At 38.5% G+C, this 20,716-nt stretch carries 21 protein-coding genes; 16 read left to right on the top strand and 5 right to left on the bottom strand.

From position 1 onward, the window contains the following. The first annotated feature begins 190 nt into the window (after positions 1–190). The 10 genes from BWD162_RS06190 to BWD162_RS06145 all read left to right on the top strand — a co-directional run bounded on the left by BWD162_RS06190 (position 191) and on the right by BWD162_RS06145 (position 10,218). The gene (locus BWD162_RS06190) at positions 191–994 is read left to right on the top strand and encodes a hypothetical protein (RefSeq protein WP_078705863.1); all 804 of its coding nucleotides are present in this window, start codon (positions 191–193) and stop codon (positions 992–994) included. Positions 995–1,141: 147 nt separating this feature from the next. Further along, on the top strand, positions 1,142–2,260 hold the full coding sequence (locus BWD162_RS06185) for a N4-gp56 family major capsid protein (RefSeq protein ID WP_078705862.1): 1,119 nt from the start codon (positions 1,142–1,144) through the stop codon (positions 2,258–2,260). Between the two features lie 244 nt (positions 2,261–2,504). After that, positions 2,505–3,218, top strand: a complete 714-nt coding sequence (locus BWD162_RS06180) for a hypothetical protein (protein ID WP_078706161.1) — start codon at positions 2,505–2,507, stop codon at positions 3,216–3,218. A 103-nt stretch (positions 3,219–3,321) separates the two neighbouring features. After that, positions 3,322–4,785 (top strand): hypothetical protein, encoded by a 1,464-nt coding sequence (locus BWD162_RS06175; RefSeq protein ID WP_078705861.1) that lies wholly within the window; start codon positions 3,322–3,324, stop codon positions 4,783–4,785. A 211-nt stretch (positions 4,786–4,996) separates the two neighbouring features. Continuing rightward, positions 4,997–5,554 (top strand): hypothetical protein, encoded by a 558-nt coding sequence (locus BWD162_RS06170; protein WP_236824109.1) that lies wholly within the window; start codon positions 4,997–4,999, stop codon positions 5,552–5,554. Continuing rightward, positions 5,551–6,675, top strand: a complete 1,125-nt coding sequence (locus BWD162_RS06165; protein ID WP_078705860.1) for a tail fiber domain-containing protein — start codon at positions 5,551–5,553, stop codon at positions 6,673–6,675. Before BWD162_RS06170 ends, BWD162_RS06165 begins: the two co-directional genes overlap by 4 nt. After that, the gene (locus tag BWD162_RS06160; RefSeq protein WP_078705859.1) at positions 6,672–7,655 is read left to right on the top strand and encodes a tail fiber protein; all 984 of its coding nucleotides are present in this window, start codon (positions 6,672–6,674) and stop codon (positions 7,653–7,655) included. The genes BWD162_RS06165 and BWD162_RS06160 overlap by 4 nt, the downstream gene beginning before the upstream one ends. Before the next feature lie 365 nt (positions 7,656–8,020). Further along, entirely contained in the window at positions 8,021–8,275 is a 255-nt protein-coding gene (locus tag BWD162_RS06155) for a hypothetical protein (protein ID WP_078705858.1), read from the top strand. 70 nt (positions 8,276–8,345) lie between these two features. After that, positions 8,346–9,008, top strand: coding sequence for a lysozyme (locus tag BWD162_RS06150; protein ID WP_078705857.1), 663 nt, complete (start codon positions 8,346–8,348; stop codon positions 9,006–9,008). A 763-nt stretch (positions 9,009–9,771) separates the two neighbouring features. Then, positions 9,772–10,218 (top strand): hypothetical protein, encoded by a 447-nt coding sequence (locus BWD162_RS06145; protein ID WP_078705856.1) that lies wholly within the window; start codon positions 9,772–9,774, stop codon positions 10,216–10,218. A 467-nt stretch (positions 10,219–10,685) separates the two neighbouring features. On the opposite strand, the gene fdhE is transcribed toward BWD162_RS06145, so the two are convergent. Then, complete coding sequence (gene fdhE / locus BWD162_RS06140) at positions 10,686–11,585, bottom strand: formate dehydrogenase accessory protein FdhE domain-containing protein (protein WP_078705855.1); 900 nt, start codon at positions 11,583–11,585, stop codon at positions 10,686–10,688. 744 nt (positions 11,586–12,329) lie between these two features. Here fdhE and BWD162_RS08195 point away from each other — a divergent pair. The 3 genes from BWD162_RS08195 (at position 12,330) to BWD162_RS06120 (ending at position 14,900) form a co-directional block, all read left to right on the top strand. Beyond that, positions 12,330–12,620, top strand: coding sequence for an enterotoxin A family protein (locus BWD162_RS08195; protein ID WP_078705854.1), 291 nt, complete (start codon positions 12,330–12,332; stop codon positions 12,618–12,620). Positions 12,621–12,990: 370 nt separating this feature from the next. After that, positions 12,991–13,335 carry a hypothetical protein gene (locus tag BWD162_RS06130; protein ID WP_078705853.1) on the top strand — a complete coding sequence of 115 codons (345 nt, stop codon included), beginning with the start codon at positions 12,991–12,993 and terminating at the stop codon, positions 13,333–13,335. Positions 13,336–14,189: 854 nt separating this feature from the next. Continuing rightward, the gene (locus BWD162_RS06120) at positions 14,190–14,900 is read left to right on the top strand and encodes a DUF4167 domain-containing protein (RefSeq protein WP_078705851.1); all 711 of its coding nucleotides are present in this window, start codon (positions 14,190–14,192) and stop codon (positions 14,898–14,900) included. Between the two features lie 15 nt (positions 14,901–14,915). Here BWD162_RS06120 and BWD162_RS06115 read toward each other — a convergent pair whose 3' ends face one another. The 4 genes from BWD162_RS06115 to BWD162_RS06100 all read right to left on the bottom strand — a co-directional run bounded on the left by BWD162_RS06115 (position 14,916) and on the right by BWD162_RS06100 (position 17,903). Continuing rightward, on the bottom strand, positions 14,916–15,371 hold the full coding sequence (locus tag BWD162_RS06115; protein WP_078705850.1) for a hypothetical protein: 456 nt from the start codon (positions 15,369–15,371) through the stop codon (positions 14,916–14,918). 125 nt (positions 15,372–15,496) lie between these two features. Beyond that, positions 15,497–15,769, bottom strand: coding sequence for a hypothetical protein (locus BWD162_RS08000; protein ID WP_078705849.1), 273 nt, complete (start codon positions 15,767–15,769; stop codon positions 15,497–15,499). Positions 15,770–16,068: 299 nt separating this feature from the next. Next, complete coding sequence (locus BWD162_RS06105) at positions 16,069–17,088, bottom strand: sensor histidine kinase (protein WP_078706159.1); 1,020 nt, start codon at positions 17,086–17,088, stop codon at positions 16,069–16,071. A 20-nt stretch (positions 17,089–17,108) separates the two neighbouring features. Beyond that, on the bottom strand, positions 17,109–17,903 hold the full coding sequence (locus BWD162_RS06100; RefSeq protein ID WP_078705848.1) for a response regulator: 795 nt from the start codon (positions 17,901–17,903) through the stop codon (positions 17,109–17,111). 163 nt (positions 17,904–18,066) lie between these two features. Between BWD162_RS06100 and BWD162_RS06095 the strand changes: the two genes are divergently transcribed. From BWD162_RS06095 to BWD162_RS06080, 3 genes are all read left to right on the top strand, one after another. After that, positions 18,067–18,270: a NepR family anti-sigma factor gene (locus BWD162_RS06095; RefSeq protein WP_078705847.1), complete on the top strand. Its 204-nt coding sequence runs from the start codon at positions 18,067–18,069 to the stop codon at positions 18,268–18,270. 6 nt (positions 18,271–18,276) lie between these two features. Beyond that, the gene (locus BWD162_RS06090; protein WP_078705846.1) at positions 18,277–18,831 is read left to right on the top strand and encodes an RNA polymerase sigma factor; all 555 of its coding nucleotides are present in this window, start codon (positions 18,277–18,279) and stop codon (positions 18,829–18,831) included. Positions 18,832–19,043: 212 nt separating this feature from the next. After that, positions 19,044–20,474, top strand: a complete 1,431-nt coding sequence (locus tag BWD162_RS06080) for a sensor histidine kinase (protein WP_078705844.1) — start codon at positions 19,044–19,046, stop codon at positions 20,472–20,474. Positions 20,475–20,716 lie beyond the last annotated feature (242 nt).

The following is a 20,716-nucleotide window of genomic DNA, read 5'->3' as shown; positions in this document are numbered from 1 at the left end:
GGGGATGAGGAAGCGTTGCGGCTTGAAAAGGCAGGACAAGCGCATGCGGAATTTTCTTGAAGGATAAGTGGAGAGAGTGAAGCGATAGGGGAAGGCAGAGGCACACCTTATTGTCTGAGAAGAAGGGCATTGTTTTGAAAAGAAGCATTGCCTGAGAAGCAAGCATTATTGAAGAAAGAAGGTTAGCACAATGGATGAAGAAATATTAACGCCAGAAGAGCAAAACCAACTCGTACAAGATCCTCTTCAAGAAAATGGAGAGGGTGGAGCAATAGGAGAAAACGCGAGTATACCTTTTGATGAAAATTCTCAGAAAGGTAAAGTTTCTCAAGAAGCACCGGGACTTCAGAAGGATGAGGTGCAGCCAGACCCTAATGCAGATTTTATGGGCTATGTACAATGGCTGGGGAAAAAAACTCAAACACAGCAGGATCAAACACAACAGGAATTGGCACAGGCGCAAGACGATAAAAACACTTCTGTTCCCTCAGAAGAAGAAAAGCTGCGTTCCTTTTTTAATCAGTCTGTTGCGACTATTAAGCACAAGCATCTTGATTTTGATCAAGCTGCTGATTTTGTTTATGATATGCGCGCAAAGCAGCTGGCTTCTTGCGCTTCTCTCTACCCTGAAAGAGCCAATCCCAAAGTTATTGATGCATTGATTGGTAATGAGTTGAAGCAGATTTTGCGTGATTGTGCACAAAACAAGCAAAACCCGGCGCAAGTGATTTACTCTATTGCGCAGAATATGGGATATACAAACAAGCAAGGCAACACTGTTAACACTGTTGCTCCTATGCAAAATACTGTTGAGCGTGTGCAGGAAAGACAAAATTCTGCACGTACACTTTCTGCCTATAATGGTTTGAATCCAAAGGGGTCTATGTCTTTGGAAATGCTCGACAAAATGTCTGAGGCAGAGTTTAGCACTTGGATTGATGATCCTAACAATAAAGCTGCTTTTAATCGTTTAATGGGCGATGTGGATCTTTAAAAAAGAGAGGCAGAAATCTGCCAAAAAACACAACCCATTATTAAGTGACCGCTGTTCTGATTATCAGGCATCTGGTTATCAGATAGGGGGGAACATTCGGCAACCGGCTTTTGGCCGGATTTTTAATCAAGACTATAAGAGGAAATAATGGCTGTAACGAGTATTGACGTCAATAACGCATTGACTGTAAAAGCGTGGTCCAAATTACTTAATGGGGAAATTTCAAAAGCGACTTCCATCGCTCCATTAATTGGGAGAGATTCCAATAGCATCATACAGTTGAAAGATGAGGCCACTAAAGCAAATGGTGATTCCATTACCTTTGGTTTACGTATGCATTTGCTTGGTGAAGGTGTGAGTGAAGGGGAGGAACTTGAAGGCAAAGAAGAGGCCTTAAAATTTACAAATGATCGCTTGGTTATTAATGAACTTTCTCATGCTGTGCGTGTCAAAAATGAAGGAACAATCGATCAGCAACGGGTTTTGTATAATTTACGTACAGAAGCTAAAAATGCTTTGGTTGATTGGTATGCTGATCGTTTAAGCATGATGTTTTTTATTCAAGTGTGTGGATATTCGGCAGAAAAAATAAACTTTGAAGGACAAGAGTTTAAATTAAAGCCTGTCCATTACGGGTTTAATAAGCCAACTGCTCCAACAAGTAAACGCATAATACGCGCTAATGGGAAAGAGAAAGATGAAGATTTGAAGAAAGGCGATGAGTTTAATTTAAAATTGATTGATCAAGCGGTGGAACGCGCTAAGCTTGCCATGCCAAAAATTAGACCCGTGCGTGTCGATGGGGAAAGTGTTTATGTGATGTATCTTCACCCAACACAAGTGACACAATTGCGTACGAATACAGAGTCTGGTCAGTGGCTTGATATTACCAAAGCGATTTATAGTGGAAGCCGCATGAAGAACCCTATCTATAATGGGTCACTTGGCATGTATAATGGAGTTATTTTGCGTGAAGCTGCGCATGTGACTGAAGGTGTGCAGACAACTTTAAACAATAGTTCTGCTGAGAATACGCGTCGTGCTGTTCTGCTTGGAGCACAAAGTGCCGTTATCGCTTTTGGTAAAGACCGTGGGGCTACACGCTATAAATTGGTAGAAGAGCTTTTTGACTATGAGCGCGAGTTTGGTGTAGCTGCTAAAACGATTATTGGGATGAAAAAACCGGTCTTTCAGTTGCCAGGAAGCTCCCAAGGAAAGCAGGATTTTGGGGCGATCGTTATCTCAACTTATGCAGCACCTGCTTGAGGGTTTTAAGGTTAGCTTAATACTTAACTTTAAAAGCTTGGGATGCGTCTATTATAAAGTGCCCTTATGAGGTTGGGTTTACACCTATTTGAAAGGTGAGGGTACACCTATTGAGAGGCTTTTTGAAGTGAAGGCGCACCTATACACCTATTTGGGTACTTAAGGGTGTTTTTGACATGTTCTTTCCCAGCAGAGCATTTTGTTGGGGAAGAAGATAACACGTATAAAGAGATTGTTTATGCCAATGACTATTCCAGCTGTCGATTCCCATCCTCTTGATTTCAAATCAAGCTGCGCGACAACCTTTTCCCGTATGGTTGAGCTTATTCAAGATGAGATTGATGATACAACGGGTGAATATTGTGTTCAAATTTATGATTCCATTTGTGCTGCTTTGCGCATATGTGAACGGGAACCTTTTTTCTTTAATGAACACAAAGAGGTAACTTTCAAAACACAAAGTGGGCAAACGTGGTATGGGCAAGAAGACGATGTTTCGATTAAGACGGTGGAGAGCTTAATTAAGACAGTGGGGGCTCTTGAAGGTGTGTTTTTAGAGCAGGGTGGTGCAACACGAACACAACTTATCTATAAGACTGCTAAAATGTTGCAAAAAGATTATGGGTCCAACCCACCGCAGGGGATACCTGTTTTTTATACTTATTGTCAGCGCAAAATAGGTCTCTTCCCGACGCCTGAAACTGTTGGAACAGTTCGTCTTTCCTATAGTTCTTTGCGTTTTGTTGAAGGGGACATGGAGGGGGAAGATCATCCTTGGCTTGTTCATGCCTTTGATTTCATTAAAGCGAGGGCGAAATATGAACTTTACAAAAATATTCTCAAAGATCCTGAATGTGCCGCTGTTTCTTTGGGCGATTTTCAAGAACAGCTTCAGATCTTGCGTTATGAAACATCGCGTCGAAAGGGATGCTCACAAATTGTGCCAACAGGATTTTAGGTCCTTGGGTTTCGGTGCTTGGTTTTAAGTGCTTGGCGAGAGTTTTGATGACTGTGGGTTTAGGGATTGTGGGTTTTAGATGATTGGGTTTATGGGGTTTTAAATGGCTTTTTTTTCAGTTGCTGAATATAGACCTGATATTGCTGATATTAATGGTCTTTTTACTGATGAGCTCATCAATGTGTTACCTGCTGATGGGTCTTATATTCCTATGCCAAGCTTTAGCCCTTTGTCTCAGTCTTGTCCTGATACAATTTTAGGCGCTATTGCTGTGAGGACAAAAAATGGTGTGTCTATTATTATTGGGACGGAACAAAAAATCTATCTTCTCGATAATACAAGCATGCAGTGGAAAGATATTAGCCAAAAGAGAAAGAGTTATTTTGCTAATGTCGATGCGCCTTGGTCATTTGCTTTGTTTGGTGATTATGTCATTGCTGTTAATGCCAATGATAAACCACAGGTCATTGATATTGATCATGATGAAACTTTTAGAGATTTAGGAGGAAACCCGCCACAAGCTGGGATCGTTCGTGTTTGGGGTGATTTTGTTTGTTTGATGAAATTAACTGAACACCCCCGACGTGTACATTGGTCTGGGTTAAATGATGCAGAATTTTGGACTGTAGGTAAAAAAAGTTGCGATTATCAAGATTTTCCTGATGGTGGATATGTGCAAGGGGCAACAGAGACGACTAATCCATTAATCTTTATGCGCTCGGCTATTTATGCTGGGTCCTTTATTCCTGGGTCCAAGATTATTTTTAGTTTTCAAAAAATCCACGATAAACGAGGTGCAAAGACTTCTGAATCGATTGTGTGTCGGGGCGATCTTGCTTTCTTTATTGATGAGGGTGGATTTTACCAAATTACTATTGATGGACACATTACACCCATTGGCTTTGAAAAAGTCGATCGGACTATGATTACAAGAATCAATCAAAGCAGCCTGCCTATTTTGTGGTCTGCGATTGATGGTGTTTATACGCGTGTTTATTGGATGATTGATCTTGATGAGAACACGCAAGAACGCACCTTGCTGATTTATGATTGGGGCCTGAAAAAGTGGGCTGTGGCGACTGTTAACATTGCAATGATTTTACCTATTTTTTCTGCTGGGTACAGTTTGGAAGGGCTTGATCGGGTTTCTTGTAGTTTGGATGATTTACCATTTTCTCTCGACAGTAAAGTTTGGCAAAATGAAGCGCCTGCCCTTGGTGCGTTTGATCAACAAGGAAGGCTTGGGTCATTTTCTGGTGAACCAATGGCGTGTGTGGTGACATCGCAAGAAATGGGACAGACAAGTGGCATGATGACCCGTGTGAGCAATATTATGCCCCAGGTCAATAGCACAGAATTTTATGTGTCTGTGGGGATGCGTTTGCACCAATCAATCGAGGAAAAAATTGTTTGGTTTCCAGAACGACAGGCTTCTTCTCATACAGGTCAAGTCCGTTGTCGCGTGAGGGCGCGGTTTTATCGCTTCAAATTGCGGATCCCTGAAGGGGCTAATTGGTCACATATAACGGGATTTAATGTGGCGTTAAAATCTGCTGGCTTGCGGTAAGCTGTTAAACAAGAATATGGGTGAGCCAAGCAAGTAAGAGGCTAGTGAATAGTAAGCAAAGGTGTAGTTGAGAAGGTACGCAAAGGGCTAACGAGCAGGCAAGTAAAAGGTTGGTGAATAAGCAAGGGCGGTTGGGCAGGCAAGTAAGAATGTGGGTGAGTAAGTAAGCAAGGGTAGTTGGGCTGTTAAATAAGGGTGTGGGAACGGACGAATGGGCAGAAGATGTTGGAGGAAAGTGCAACAAATAGTGAAGGCAGTTGGACGAAAAGATACTGAGATTGACTGCCAAAAGGGTGAAGAAGCTCAAAATGTAACTGCGCAACAAAACAGTCAAAATTTGTATTCTATTCATCTTACAAATCAATGGCCGTGGGAAAAAATAGCCCTTTATCAAGAAGCTATCAATGCGGCGATGCAAACATATGCCAAGCGGTTTCCCGATGATGTGTGTTTGGACACTATTGCAAAAGAGATTGCTGGTGGACAAGCACAATTATGGTTGATCTTAAAAAATGAAACTCAATTTAGTGCTTTCGTGATCACTAAAATTGAAATGACGCACACTGGGAAAAAACGCGTTGTCATTTTAGACCTGGCTGGAAAGGGCGGGCTGAAGTTGGTCAAATTGATTGATCAGGTTGAAAAATGGGCTCGAACAATTCATGCTGATGAAATGCTAACTATGGGAAGGTTTGGATGGTCTAAAATGCTTGGCCAACATGGACATGCTATCAATCTTATTCATTATAGAAAGGTTCTCACCCCATGAGTAGACGAAAAACCCCTCAAGTTCAAACAACAACACAGACAAATGCTCCACCGATATGGGCACAAGGTATTTTACAACAAGCAAGCTCTGATGCTCTTGATTTGTATAATCAAGGTATTGGAGGAAATGTTTATGAAGGTGATCGCCATGCCGGTTTGAGTGATGCAACGCTCAATGCAATCCAGGGGTTAGGAAATGCTGCCAACCAGTTTAACAATCCAACAATCAATCAGTGGTTAAATAGCCCTACTCAAAGTCAACAAAATCTTAGCACTATGGCAAGTGGTGGTTGGATTGGAAACAATAGCAAATTTAATGATGCACTGGACAATGCGCTTTCTAAAACTTCTGATGCTGTTAATCAGTCTATGGCGGGGGCAGGGCGCTATGGTTCTGGAGCACATACCGGTGTGTTAACTGATGAGTTGGGAGCTTTAGCAACAAATGCAGCAGCACAACAATATAATCAAGATGTACTGAATATGATGAATGCCAATCAGATGATTGATAAGGCTACGCATAATCAGATTAATGCTGCAAACAACTTCTATCAAGGACAAAGCAATGCTCAGAGCAATGCTTTAAAGGGTGGTATGGTGCAAGATGCCAATAACCAGCATGCTTTGGATGTTGAGCGTGAAAAATGGATGGAGCAAGACAACCAAGCGTGGAATCGATTAGAACAATTGCTCAAAGTGGGCACAACAGCAGCTGGAAATTATGGTACTCAGACAGGACAGAGTGTGACAGTGCCTTCAGTCACCAAAGATCCTTTACGTGATGCACGGCAAGTGCTTGGATTAATTGGTGGTATTATGGGCCTTTCTGATGCCAGAGTTAAAGACAATATCGTGTCTGTGGGGGAGAAAAATGGCTATCCACTTTATGAATTTAATTATAAAGGAGATCCTCAGCGTTATCGTGGGGTGATTGCGCAAGATCTGATGCGTTTGAAGCCTGATGCTGTTCATATGGATGACAAAACACAGTTATTGTATGTCGATTATGATAAAATTGGCTTTGAGATGGAAAAAGTTATATCACCTGAAGATAAACGCTTTTTCCCTTCATTTTCCCTCTTTTCTGGTATTGATTTGATGCAAGAAGGAGAAACTCTATGAGTTCGATTTATGATTGGTCGCTGGTGGCGCACGAAAATGCACGTGCTGATGATATCATTAACTGGGCAGAAGGACAACCACCAAGCTCAGTCAATGATAGTGCACGTGCAATGATGCAACGTATTAGAGAGTATTTAACGGATAATGGTGGAACAATTGAAGCAAAATTTACCACACAAAAAGATGGGAATGAGACATCTATTCACCTGGTTACTAAGTCTCCTATTGCTGCTTATACAAACGATATTATTGTTCGCTTTAAGGCGCAGGGGGTTAATACTAAAACAACAAATGTTGTATTAAATCAATTGTCTGCTCAGCCTGTTTATAAGGTAACACCAAATGGATTGGTACCTTTAAGTGGAGGGGAGATTCAAAAAAATGGTCTTTATGAACTTGTTTATCAATGTGGTATTGATGGAGAAGATAAAGATGGCTGGTATTTAACCAATCCCACACCTGTGGCTGCTCCAAAACCAGTAAGTAGTTTCCCATCAGGTTTCATTGCGACTTTTGCCATGGAAAAAATTCCTGAAGGGTGGCTTTTATGTGACGGCAAAGATTATTCGCGCAAGGATTACGCAAGTCTCTTTGCAGCCATTGGTGAAATATGGGGCAGTGGTGATGAAAAAACTACATTCAATGTACCTGATTTACGTGGTATGTTTTTACGTGGGCTTGATAGTAAAAGAGAGATTGATAAAGATCGCGTTTTGGGAAGCAGGCAAAACGATGCTATTAAATCTCATACGCATACAGGAAAAATCGATAGTGCGGGTGAGCATAAGCATGAATTTTTACAACAAATTTTCTCGGTAGATGCTGCTAAAGGAAGCACTTTGCCTAGATATCATAATTTTGAGAGGCGGGTTTATACCAAACCTGCGGGTGATCATACGCACACATTTACAATCAACAAAACAGGTGATTCAGAAACACGTCCTGTTAATGTTGCAATTGTTTACGCCATTAAAACATGAGAGCCGAATATAAAGCAAGAAAACTTAATATATGCCAAATATGTGAAGATTTTTCACCACACTATTTCCATTAAGATATTAAATCATACAGAAGATTGGCAGGTAGTATCTCATTTGAGAAGATAACAAGCTTGTGTTTTGAAGATTTCTTTTCCTTTTTCCAAAGAGGAGAATGCATGTTTGGTGTGGTTTTAAGCTTGAACTCGCGTGTGGTTTGCTTGAGTGGTTGAGAGGTTTGTAGTTTGCTTAAAGTGTTGGGCAGCTTGTTTGTTTAATTGAGTGGTAGGCGGTTGGTGCGTTTATGAGGGCATTTAAGTATTTTCCAAGAGAGTTGTTTTTTTACACTAAAAAAATGAGAGAACGAAATGGCACTTTTTCCATTTTCTATCGCTGATATTGATGATCCTGAACATATTCGCTTGGTTCTTTATGCGAGTGGGAGAATGGGTCATGCTCCTTTAAATGCTCTCTTAAAACATATGCAGCAAGAAATGAGGCGTGAAGATAAAAAGAATACTCAAATCACTACACAGTTATTGCAGCGTATTGCTGCCTTAGAGAAACAATTGACAACAATTCTCCAGGACAATGAAAGCAGAGGTACTGCAAGCAAGGTATAGGCAATATGTGTTAGCCAACAATCCAAGGTGGTGAGTATTAACGTCTGGGGGAAATTTAAGGATTTAAAAAATGCGGACAATATCAAAAGAAGGGTTGGCGTTGATTAAAAAATGGGAGGGTTTGCGTTTGGAGGCCTACCAAGATGTCATTGGTGTGTGGACAATTGGTTATGGTCATACAACTAAGGCAGGTACGCCCATTGTACAAGAGGGTATGAGGATCACAAAAGCTGAAGCGGAAGCCATTTTGCGAAAAGATTTAGCACAATTTGAACAAATAGTTGAACAGGCGGTTTCTCAACCTTTAACTGATGAGCAATTTGCAGCTCTTGTGTCCTTTTGCTATAATGTGGGAACAAGCGCTTTTTGTAACTCTACACTTTTAAGAAAGCTTAATAAAGGTGATTATGAAGCTGTACCGGCTGAATTGCAAAAATGGACAAAATCAGAAGGGCAACGCTTGGAAGGTCTTGTGCACCGACGTGCTGCTGAAGCGGGGTTATGGGCTAAAGGGGCTTATGTTTGTTCTAATTATCAGGCAGTGGAAGCTACAGGCGGTGCTTCTATTTTGACAGCAGAATTTCTAGCACCAGTTATTGGATCATTTTCAGGTTTAACAGGGATTTTTACCGGATATGGGCCTGTACAATGGGCTTTAGCGGCCGTTATGGTTATCGCAATGATAGTAGGTGTTTTCGTGTATCTTTCTCGAATGAGAGAAGAACAATTGTGATCTTATTATTGCCTTAGAGCTTGGTTGTTGTTTGTATCATTGTTGTCATATGAGGCAGCTTTTTTTATTATGGACGCTCTTTTGAACAGAAAAAATGCGTGTCCAAACTATGTTAGCTTTTCAAAATCATGAGAAAATCAATGATGAACTTTTTTGCTTTCTCTCTTTTATATCTGTCATTTTCTTGGCGCGGTGCCAAATGAGTGTTTCACTGTTTTGCACGGGTTGGACTAAATCACCCTTCGTTTATGAGCTAGCACATTTAATTGAAACAAAACTGTTGCTATCACACTGGTTTCATGGTTGTAGCCGTTTTGGTTAAAAGAAAAATGTTGGAAGGCATAAATAGCACAAACAATAGATTTGGTTTAGACGGATGGGGTGATAATATGATGTTTAAGACAGGGTATCTTTGACTCTCATAGGGTTTAGAATATGCACAAATTCTTTGGTGATGCTTTTCATATATTCTTTGTGTATAATTTGCTATTTTTAAAAGGAGAGTGGACCTTATAAGAAGATGGGGAGCGCGCGCTTATTTCATTAAATGATCAGTAAAAAGGTTGAGAATATTTAAAAGAGCTACAGAATAATTAAAGCTTTACCTTTTCTTGATTACAAGAAGGGTGATGGATTTATGAAACGAGTAATTGCTTTTTGGTGCAAGACAATTCATAATACTGTTGATTGTTCATGGATCTTTATATTCGTCGCACTATTTACTGTTCAAAATTTGCCATGATCGATTAAAGGCAGACAGTTCATGGACAAAAAAATCCACACGAGGTTAAAATATTATCGTAGAAAAGCATATCGTAAGATTTCTGTTATTCTTTTTGCATTTTTTTTGTGTGTGTTGATTTTTTATTTTGCAGTTCAAAAAATTGCTGATCATTTTTTTTTCACAAAACAAATTCCACAAAATGTGCCTGTTAAGCTCGTTATTCCGACATTTGATTTGTACATTTATTGTAAAGAAATTGCTGCTTCAGTTCTACCTGATATGAGGGGTGAGGTTTATTATCGCTGCTTGCGCTCAGAAAGCGAAGCTTATTTTACAGTTCGCGAAATGTGGGAAGAGGTTTCTGATAACTCAAAGGAAAAATGTATTAAAGTGATCAGGCCGGGGGATGGAAATTATTTCCTCTTACGGGATTGTTTAATCAATGAACAAGATGAAAATAGTAATAAAATGCGCAATCGTTTTTGATTCTTCAATGGAGAATTGAGAATAGGTAAAATACTATGAATAATAAATATGTGAGCTATAACGAGAGTATTTCTCAATTTGATTTTAAACTGCAAACATGGTGAGTGGGAGTCGCTAGTGTTTTAAGATAATGATGTAAGTGAATTCTTATTTAAAGGAATATTGGTTAAGTAAAAAGGCTAACTTGAAACACATTAAAGGCTGTGGCGATTTTTTCAAAATGATATTAGGCTTTTTATATGAGGAAGTGTAGCAGTGCGTGGACCATTTCTTTATAAGATGGCACGTTTGTTTGTGGATAAGAATCTTTTTAAGATATGCCGAGTGTTTTGATATTTTAATTTTTGATGGCTGCGATAGTCAACGGCCATGGGGGGGGTGCAAAGTGAACACTTTCTATTGATGCACAAATGAGGTGGTTGAAAGAGGGGGATATTTAACCGTTTGTGTTTTTAGTTTAAAAAGGGTTAGAGTTCTTCTGTTTCAAATGAGAATGAATTTTCAAGAAAGAATTTAGAATAAGTATGCTCATTATCATCAGCAGAAACGTTGAGAGATGAATTGTCGTGTTGATTGAGTTGGTTGTAGTCATGTCTACATACTTCACAGGTTTCAATGAGAATGTCGTCTAATAAAATGTTTTTTGAATCTTTTTCAAAGTTATGGTGAAATTTGCTGTGTGTTGCGTTACAAAAAGTGCATTGAAAATGTGCAGAGCGCCATAATGTGCTACAATAAAGGCAAGAACAAAGCTGTGGTTTTTCTTCGCCTTTCCAGCCATCAACAATGTTAGTCAAATGTGTGCCTGCACAGGCGGGACAAAGATTATTTTGTTGTGGGATCAATGTTTGAGGATTAAGCTGTGAAGCAATGAGGCAATAAATAATTTGCAAAGCACCGGTGATGAAAATATGTTCTGCTAAATGTTGGTGGGAAAGTGGGTGATTTAACAGATCATGCCCCCATAAGCGCCATTGGTCTTGCTGCTGTTGTGCTTTGTTGAAAGCTTCTTGATATTTTACAGGTAGTACGCTGGTTGAAATATGATTTAAAAAATTATGCACAACGCTATCATAAAATCCTAGGCTCAATATTTTTGATCGGTCAAAAGGAGGAGCAGACACCATCGTAAAACGGCTAAGTGCTGTGGAAAAATCTTGCAATGTGTTTGTTAATTGTTGCTGTGCATTGCAAAAATGAGCCCAAAATAAAAGATCTTCTTTATTAGGGCTGGTTGTGGCTAAATGCATAAAACGATGTGTGCGCTTTTCGAACAAACTTTCTCTGTCAGGTAATTTGACCCAAGGGGAAGGGTGAACAATATTACTCTCGCTCTTCTTTTCCAAGAGAGTGTTGCGTTGTAGCATAATGATTATTCCCCTTGTTTATTTTTAACGCCTGTTCTTTTCTTTTTTTCATCATTTAGGTGTGTTTTTTATACTCTAGAATTTATATTAGAAGAAACCACTGTGATTTTCAGTATGTGTCATAATTTATTGAGCACCGGATTATTATGAATCACTAACTAAACCGCAATATATAGTGATCACATTTATAACACAATTAAGGAGTCTCATTAAAAATTTTAATTTGTGCATGAAAGTATTTTTTGAGTAACACCATTGGTTAGCTGATTCATACATAACAAATTATTGAAGAGTTCACGTACAAATAAATTATATAGGGCAATGAGCGAGTTGAAAAAAGCTTCTGATGATAAAGTGAGCTTTGGTTTATTTAGTATTAATGAAGGGGTGTTTTTAATTGTACTCTTATGAGGTTTTGTGTGTGAAGGGGCCGCAAGATTTCAATAATTTTTAAGGTAGGAGTGTTTTGAGAGAAGAAGCGCTTAAATAAGCTCTTGGCACTGTGTAAGATGGTTTTAATTATTTATAATTTAGGGTTTAGATTAATGTATTATGGTATCTGTATCATTTACATAATGATGGGGATTTTATGAGAAAAATTATACTTAATCATTTGTTTCTTTAGTGATTTTTATATTTTCGTGTTTTGCTTGTCATTGATGATGTCAAAAAAGTCTATGGGGCAGCTATGGATACTCCTGAAAGTATAAAAATCGCTGGTGATTTCTATTCTAAGAGGTATGGATGGATTGCGACCTAATCAACCGGCCACTACACACAAGCCTATGGGATCATGTGCGTGAAATGCCTACTGGTTTGTCAGGTTCTGGTTCCGGTTATGTTGCAATAACAACTTCTCGAAGATTCGCGATAAGTTGGGTTAATGGTAACTTTAATCTAAAGGTTATATTTATCATATTAGTGTTATCCCCCATTTTATTGATGTTAATAGCATCGTTAGAGGGGTATTTCCCACATCTAGAGGAGCGAGAAGTAGTTGCATTGGTGTTATATTCATTGGAATCAAATTATTGAATGGGGAAGAGTAAGAAACGGGAATATTGATTCATTTGTTTTCAATCCGGATTACAATGGACGATTATATGTAAATTTTCATTATCAGATGTTCAACCACAACGAGCTTGTTTTAACGAGCTGGTTTTCCTGATGAGCACTGAGTTTGGGAAGAATGCCCATGGATTGAACTTGCTAGTCGCAAATCAAGGTCATCTTATTTTCCTATTAAATCAGCACAGGAATTTGGAGCAGAGTTATTTTGGAAAGCTCAACGCTCTATACTTAAAATAGTTGTTTTTATTCTTGGCTCAAGATAAGTATTATAAATATAGTTCTTGCATAAGAAATAAAAAACAATTTTATTTTATTGTATAGGAAGAAAATTATTATGAAAATTAAACAAAAAATACTTCTGTTTTTGAGTATAATGGTTTTAATGGTAGGAACAGCTTTCGCTGGACCGTATGAATTTTTAGAAGCGGACTTTATAGAAATGGGCTTTATAAATTCGGTTATTGCTAATACTAAAGGGGTCTGTAGGTTGTCATTCATCCCCAAATCAAAACCAGATGATTACCAGGTAGGGGAGTGGTCGTGTGATCATTCGGGTGGAAAAAACATTCTGGATTTGGCTAAAACAGCACTCACTTTCAAGATACCAGTAATGGTAGGTTTTAAGGATAACGATATTGGAGGGGACATAAAACGGGTATTAATCATTAGTTTACAGTAATATAACAAGTTATAATTTTAGAGAGTGCTCTAGATAGTTTGATAAGCGGGAGATTTTTTATTTCTTATTCAATCAGATAGAAATAGGAAATTTATAGTGGGTGTGTACTGAAGAATGAAGAAAGCTACTGCTTAACTTTGTATCAACTCAAGAAAACAATTTATATAAAAACGCCAATGAGCAGTGAAAATAGAAAGCGAGACATGCTATTTTTCTTTATTTGATTTAGCTCTTGATATTCTTGATTATGCTTGTAATTATGAGAGTGTTACAACTTGTGATATGGTGTGTGAAAATTGGTACAAGCCTTATATACCTAAAGTGCAACTTTTACATCATGAGTTAAAAAGGTTTTTTGATACAGCATGGTTACGAGTGATCAACTTGGTTTTTGGCTTGTTTTCTCACTCTTGTTCTCATTTGTGAGTGTTGCAGGAATAAAAGCACAGCATTTTGTTCTTTTTCTTAAAGGAAGTGTTGGTAATAGAAAAGCTAGAGAAAATATCAGAAAAAACTGTGTTTGTTTTTACTCTTTTTCCACAAGATGATCATTTTTTTTAAGAAATATGGATTTTTTTAAAAAAAACACTTGGAATTTTATAAGAACATCGTTACGTTTCGACTTATTAGCAGACAAATTGGGAATTATACTAAAATATTCCCTGCTGTGTTGGGTGATATTTCAAAAATATGTGCTTTTGATATAATTTAATTCAATATCATTTAAATTAGATAAAACGGGGATAGTTTCATAACCGTATTTTAAACATGATCAGCATTATTAAAAAATAATGCGATAAGAAAAATCAATTAACAAATATAATCCAAAAGGAATACATATAAAAGGGATACATATGAGGTCACAGCAAAATAGACGGGTACGCAATCGTAATAATAACAATAATCGTCGTGGCCCTAATCCATTGTCCCGTAATTATGAAAGTAACGGACCGGATGTTAAAATTCGTGGCAATGCTCAGCAAATTGCTGATAAATACATAAGTCTTGCACGTGATGCACAAGGTGCTGGCGACCGCGTTATGTCGGAAAATTATTTACAACATGCTGAACATTATTTACGTATTATCCTTGCAGCAGTTGGACATAGTTCTCAATCAGTTCAGTGTGATGAAAATAGTGAGAAGAGTTGTGAAGAAACAGGTGCTGAAAATACTAAAATAGATGATCACAATGATGAAAAGCCTGTGATGCACACGCAACCACAAAAACACAATGAAAGGCGAAAAGGGAGCAAAAAAAATATACAGGTGTCTGATGCACCGGAAGCCAAGAGCTCTGGATTAATTGAAACTGTTGAACAAGAAAAACGAACTGCTGAAGAGGCAAGTGAAACTGCCAAAAAATCGCGTCGTTTGTCGCGTCGGCATATTCAGGCTCAAGAGCTCTCTTCTGATGAGTTGCCTCAAGTAACTTTAGCGCTCTCTGAAAAAAGGAATGAATCTGCAAAAAAAATTACTCCCCTTCTTTTATCCGGTGAAGAGGCAGCAAAAAAACTGCGTCGACGCAAGACAACAACGACGCGTTCAGTAGGGGGAAAAGGTTAAGCTTGTGTTCAGGTGTTATTGCACTTGAAGATGCTTTGTGACAGATGTTTCTTGTGTCATTGTTATAACAAGATTTGCGATAGGAGCACCTGTGCGATAATTATAAATCATGAAATGTGTTTGCCCGTTTGGCATTAAAATTCTCAGTGCAATGTGATGGTCTGAGAGGCTTTGCGATATGATCTGCGCTTTTGGTGGCAGCGAGAGTGTATGATTGGCAAAGGGTAGATTATCGCTTTGAAGAGCAAGAGAGTTTGTCTGTTTGGAAGCTATTTCAGGTGTTATAATTTTATAGATTATTCCCGCAAACACAAAAAGAATAAGAATGATTGTAATTGAAATGGATATGATCATTAAACGCATGAGTTTTTTTCTCACTCGTTCTACTGCAGGATCTAAAGGTTCATCTTGGGGTAGGGTGTGTTGTTCTGTATGGTTTTCCTGCAAAGCGTGCGTATTATTATAAGTCATGGTTCATTTTTCCATTGTTCTTTTTTGAAAGCTTAAAGGGTTTATGCTTTAAATGATTTTTTTACAATGAATAAGTGTTTAGAAAAGACAAGAAAGAAGTCACAAGTTGGTTTTTTAAGATCTATTTACTTGTTATTATGGAGACTTTGAAGCAGGAAATTGCCTTGGTTTGTGACAGACCAAACGAGAGAGGCTTTTTGTTGTATTGAGTTTATTGGTATGTCTGTGCATTGGGCAAAGATTTGCTCCCCGGACATAAGTTTTTTGATTGATGGTACGATATCTTGCTCACATATTTGTGCTGTTGGGTAAATTTTCACCATGGAGTCATTGGAATAACAGCTGCTCAAATCATCGGTACATGAAACTAGAAGAAGAACGGTAACGATAGGATTCATAAAATACTTTCCAGAAAAAATGTTGATAGCTTCTTAAGCAATCTTTTGGCAAGAGAGATTTGCAGCTTAAACGTTTACACATTTTATTTGTTCCAAAATGAGTGAAGTTAGATTTATTCTGAAGAGAGCAGTGGTGTAAATTTATTGCCAAGAGATTGGTTGTATCAATTTGATTTAAAGAAACTGGTAGTACAAACTTTAAGTTTTCGCTTCAAAAAGGGTGCATAGACATCAAAGTCCTTCATCATATCGGGAATGATGAAGGGGCTTTGTGTATTTCTTCGTGTTTGAAATGTTCTTTAAAAAAACGTATCAACATCAAAATAAGTGTCAGGTACAGATAAACAATAAACCACTCCTTCTTCTGTTACTTTTAAAGAGGCTGATCCATTTACAGAAATGGGAACAATTTTTTCTAAAACTGTACTGCCAAAACAGGCTTTATTGTGCTCAGAAAGAGTAGTTCCAGATTCAAAATTTTCATGCCAAGTGATTAAAAGGTTTGCTGGTTTATTAGTATTTGCGTGAATTTCACAGCGTACAGATACGCTTCCCTTTTCTTGCGATAGGGCACCAAAAGAGAGTGAATTGACAATTAATTCATGAAAGGCCAAACCAATATGCAAAGCCGCATTTGGGAAGAGGTAAGGATCAGCACCTTCAATGGAAAATCGCTTTATTTCTTTTACGAGATAACCCAAAGCTTGCGATTGTACCAGTTCACAAAATTGTGCTCCGCGCCAGTTGGAATCGGTAATGAGATCTTGAGAATGAGAAAGAGAATGCAGACGCCCTTGGAATTTGCGTAAGAAAACCTGGAGCGATTCTGTATAACGTGCAGTTTGACTAGCAATACTTTGAATGATAGCCAAAAGATTTTTAGAGCGGTGACTAACTTCTCGGAGCAAAATTTTCAGTACTTGTTCGCGTCGGCGCAGACCTGAAATTTCAACACCAGTTGTAATCACGCCGATAATTTCTCCACGATCATTGCGGTCACAATCAATCGAGAATTTATACCAAATTTCTTGTTTTGCCATATCTTCAAATTGCACTTCAATGGTTTGCATTTTACCAGTGGCTAAGACCTGTAATTTGATCGTTTCCATATTATCGGCAAGATCGGACGAAAAAAAATCATTGTCACGACACCCCACTCGCCATTTATTGTGCAAATGCTGCGGCAAGTTTTCAGCCCATAAATGGATCAAATTTGTTGTCTGATAGAAAACACAAATATCAGCGCTGCGGATGGCCTGCATGAGAGCGCTGAGATGGGATCTGTCCATAGGCAGAGTAGAAACAGGGTTGATGCTCATAATTGAAATATTGCTTTCCATTATGCGGCTTTGGAAGCATTTTCTTGGAAAAATAAAGCCTGTGAGATAAGTGCTTTTACCATATCAGGATTAAAGGGTTTGGTCACCAAAAAAGTTGGTTCAGGACGTTCCCCTGTCAGTAATCTTTCTGGAAAAGCAGTGATAAAGATCACAGGTATGTGGTCATTTTTCAAGATATCATTAACTGCATCAATACCCGAACTATTATCTGCCAATTGGATATCGGCTAAAACCATTCGAGGTTTTTTTTGATGATACATGACGATAGCTTCATCACGGGTGCGCGCAATCCCTACAACTTGATGGCCGAGATTTGCCACCATTTGTTCAATATCCATCGCAATGAGAGGCTCGTCTTCAATAATCATAATTTGTGTGGCTATTTGTGCTGAAATATCGATAGATGCTTGGTTGAGAAATTGATGAAACTGTTGTGCATCAATATTCATAATTTCGCTTGCTTCACGCTCATTAAAGCCTTCTACAGCAATCAGCAAAAATGCTTGGCGTGCACGCGGTGTAAGATACGATAATTTTGCATTTGCTTTTTGTTCAAGACCAAATTGCGGCAATGGCTCGGCGATATTGGGCGTGGTTTGATCAAAAAGGTGACAAAAAAGCCGATAGGTTCCAATACGATCGCTTGATGCTTTTGGAAAAATGGAGATATCGGTAATAAGCGCTTCCAACATCGCTGCTACATAAGCATCACCAGACGATTGGCTGCCTGTAACAGAGCGGGCAAAACGTCGAAGATAAGGAAGATGTGGGGCAATACGCATTGATAATGACATGATTGATAACTCCTTCTGTCTTTAAAAGCGCTTTTGAAAATTAAAATTCCCAACATATGAAAAAGTTCCTTCCCTCATATGGAACTTTTTAAGCGCAACTATATTTACAACCATGAAGAGAAAAATCTTCTTTGAGTTAATATATGGGTTAAGGGACTGAAAAATGAACGACTGTGGTGAAAAAAATCTCACCGATCCTTCTGCACTTGGCGATAATCTTTTTGGTGTTAACAGCGAGATTGTTCTAAAACTGCGCCAATTTTATATGGAGATTCAGGAAGAAGCTATTCCTGTTCGCTTTCTAGAACTTTTGGAAAAATTGGATCAGGCAGAACGCGCCTCTTTAAAAAGCGCAGAAGAGGTTTGATCCCTTATGATGACGGGTGCGAAAAATTTTAAACAGGAATTGCTTTTGATCCTGCCTGCATTGCGTGCTTTTGCTATTTCTTTAAGTGGCAAGCACGATAAAGCAGAAGATCTTGTTCAAGACACCATTATGAAAGCATGGGCTAAGCAAGACAGTTTTGAAATGGGTACGAATATCAAAGCTTGGCTTTTTACCATTTTGCGTAATGAATTTTATAGTCAGATGCGCAAAAGAGGCAGAGAGGTTCAAGACAGTGATGGTCTTTTGTCTAAGAATGTAGCTATTCACCCTGCTCAATACGGATCGTTGGATTTGCAAGATTTTAAAAAAGCCTTAGACATGCTTTCTGCTGACCAGAAAGAAGCGATCATTTTAATTGGTGCGTCTGGTTTTTCATATGAAGATGCCGCAGCCATTTGTGATTGTGCTGTGGGGACAATTAAAAGTCGTGTCAGTAGAGCGCGCAATCGTTTGCAAGAACTTCTCAAGGTAAATGGTGAATCCGATTATGGTCCCGATGCTTGTTCGGCTGGAAGTACATTGTGCTCATTTAATAGCTAAAGAGCGTCACCATGATGGTTAAAAGCTTTGTTTTTTGTCTTTCCATTACAACTTTTACAGGAAATCATCGTTTGGAAGATCTTCTAAACAATTTGGCCTGCATTTTTGGGAAAAATAAAAGAAGCCTGCACCAGGCATCTATCAGGTTTTTACCGATGATCAGAAAAACCTTTCTCTTATACACTGAAGAATGACGTATTGATGGAAATTCTATGACAACACAGACGGATTTTCTTCCTCAAATATCTTCTTCTGGTTCAACAATTACACGTTGGCGTTGGGTAGCAATTATTATCTCTCTTTTGATGGCTTTTTTAGCTGCAATCTTTATTATGCTGTTATCCAACGCAGTAGATCGGGAAGTTGCACGGTTGAATACAAGTTCACAATTACGAGAACAGGCTGATTTGGTATTGATTAATTTGATTGATATGGCAGCAGCGGACCGTCGCTATGAAAATAGCCGCAGGGAGGAAGATAAAGCCCACTTTACAAATGCGGTTCGTGATCTTGATGGTATTCTTGATTATACTGGCCTTATTGTCTATTCCAAGCCGCAGTGGTATGAGTGGTTTAGCGCTTTTAAGAAAGAAGTCGAAGCGCGTAAAGCCATTATGATTGCGCATATGGTTTCTCTTGATTCTTTTACCAATCCGTTAGTTAAACCACCATTTTCTTCTGAAATTTCAAAACTTCAAGTTGCACGTTTAGCTCAGTTAATGACAAGTTTTATCAATGGTGATAATGCCACGCGGCAAAAACAACGCAAAGATATAGCTATTATGCGTGCTGCCTTAACATTGGCAGCGATTGTTGCTGTTGTTAGCACTTTTATTTCAGCTTATTTTGTGATTAACCGGTTTCGTCGTGATGTTCGTTACTTAAAAACATATCAATTGTTGCTTCATAGTGAAAATGCTGCCCTTGAAGCACGTGTGAAAGAGCGAACACAAGAATTGGAAAAAGCACGCAACCATGCTGAAAAAGAACGCCAGCGTGTTGAAATGCTTCTACAAGATGCAAGTCACCGCATCGGAAATTCACTTAGTACAGTGTCTTCTCTGCTTGCTTTGCAATTAAATCGAAGCAAAAATGAAGAAGTACGTTCTGTTCTTGGTGCTGCACGCGATCGTATTCAAACAATCTCCACTGCACACCGACGTTTGCGTTTGTGTGATGATATGGAGACAACTTTAGTGGCCGAATTTCTTAGCTCGGTTGTTCATGATGTTGAATTGGCAGTGCCTTTTGAATTGCGCGAAAATATTACTATTCACACAGATTTCAAAGATTGCCAATTATCATCAAGAGATGCTACAACACTTGGGATTATTCTTGGTGAATTACTGACAAATGCTTTAAAACATGCTTTCCCCGATCAACGGTGTGGGAATATTTATATTTCTTTTATCCCTCAGGATAATGACCAAATGATCCTGATTGTTGAAGATGATGGTGTGGGTATCAATAGCCAAAATTTAGAGGAAAAAACAGGTCTTGGCCACTTGGTGATCGAACAACTTTGTATGCAATTTGGTGAAAAACCATCGTTTGAAACATCTAATTTAGGCGGAACAAAGGTGATCATTCCTTTACCAAAATTGAAAACTCGTAGTGCAAATGATTCATCATCTGTTTCTTAAAAGTGCTGCTAAAATGGTTCTTCTCTCCTTTATAATTACTTCGTTTATTTATGTTGTTTCCTTTTAAGGAAAAGCCAAGCGTTGTTTGTGAGTTTTAGAATATTTCTCTCTATGCGTTTTTAAGCGTTTTTCTGTATGATTTGGTTCCCTCTATATGCTTTTAACGTGCTCCTTTAAGCATCCTATTTGTATAAGCCCTTTTACTCTTTTTGTTGTTTTAAAAAATTGAAAATTGAAAAGAG

It is taken from the genome of Bartonella sp. WD16.2 (assembly GCF_002022505.1).
In the GTDB taxonomy this organism is placed as follows: Bacteria; Pseudomonadota; Alphaproteobacteria; order Rhizobiales; family Rhizobiaceae; genus Bartonella.
The sequence above is the reverse complement of the archived record's forward strand: the minus strand, read 5'-3'. Positions and strand labels throughout refer to the sequence as shown.